1 protein-coding gene is annotated in these 1,338 nt (G+C 49.9%); it reads left to right on the forward strand.

Annotation, left to right across the window (positions count from 1 at the left end):
* Window positions 1–1,329 (forward strand): zona pellucida domain-containing protein (locus tag GQS57_RS18245; RefSeq protein WP_165734405.1); only part of this gene is annotated, 1,329 nt, incomplete at its 5' end.
* Window positions 1,330–1,338 lie beyond the last annotated feature (9 nt).

Genomic DNA, 1,338 nt, shown 5'->3' on the forward strand with positions numbered 1-1,338 from the left:
ATTGTGTTAACGTTTGTCAGGATGGGTCTTTTGCAATATGTGTTAGTGCTGGTTGTGCTTGTGGTGTTTGATCTGAAGAATGCTTTTGGAAGTTTGAGATCCAGTCAAAGTCCAAAAAGCAAGAAGCATCAATCATATCCAGCTTCCAGAGTGCCTGTTTCTTCTCAAGTGCTCGGAAACACTTTGCAGAAGGCTTCTCTGTCTCAGAGTCTTGACTACAGAGGATTTGCACAAGAGCCTCTTGGTCTTCAGGAGAAGCAGGTGTTGCAGGGTCCAGTGAAGCCTTTGGACTGGAGGTTTCCCACTGTTCCAGAAGTGCCGAGTGAGATGGCGGTGGACTTCCATTTGAGGCAACCTGTGACTCCCAGTAGTGTAGCTATTCAATGCGGTGAGAACCGGGTTCATGTGGAGGTACAGCAGGACTTGTTTAGCAATGGTGAACTGATCCAGCCATCTGGTCTGACTTTGGGAGGATGTCCTGTTGTCGGTTTGGTCCCAGGCTCCAAGGTGCTCTTCTTTGACAATGAACTGCAGGACTGCAATAGTGTGTTGATGATGACCAAGGATGAGCTTGTCTACACCTTTGCCCTTACCTACACTCCTGAGGCGTTTGCTGGCACTCCGATTACCCGTGCAGGTGGTGCAGTTATTGGTGTTCAATGCCATTATCAAAGGTTTCAAAATGTCAGCGGTAATGCCTTGAAGCCAACTTGGGTCCCTTATGCCTCAACGGAGGCTGGTGAAGAAGTCTTGCTGTTCTCCCTGAAGCTCATGATGGATGACTGGTCCTTTGAGAGGCCTTCAAACTCTTACTTCCTGGGTGACGTTATTAATGTTGAGGCATCTGTGAAGGTATACAACCACGTCCCTCTGCGTGTGTTTGTGGACAGCTGTGTGGCCACCCAAGTACCTGATGTGAACGCCCTTCCGAGATATTTGTTCATTGAGAATCATGGATGTCTTGTGGATGCCAAGGTCACAGCTTCCAGCTCGCGCTTCATGCCTCGATCCCAGGAGGACAAAATCCGGTTCCAGCTGGAGGCCTTCATGTTCCAGGGGGGATCCAGTCCTTCTATCTACATGACGTGTGTTCTGAAGGCCACTCTTGCTTCTGCACCTAGTGACGCGCTCCACAAATCCTGTTCCTTTGCCAATGGGTGGCTTGCTGCTGATGGGAACCACCAGGTTTGTGGTTGCTGTGACTCCACATGTGGTCCTGATGGTGGAACTGCTGCTTCTCCTTTTGGAGGCCTTCAGTGGGAAGGGAAGGCCTCGCTCGGTCCTGTAGTGGTTCAAGAGCACAAGAAGACTTTAGCTGGTCTTCAATAAATGTGGGGG

Source organism: Polaribacter sp. 20A6 (genome assembly GCF_011378915.1).
GTDB classification, from domain to species: Bacteria; Bacteroidota; Bacteroidia; order Flavobacteriales; family Flavobacteriaceae; genus Polaribacter; species Polaribacter sejongensis.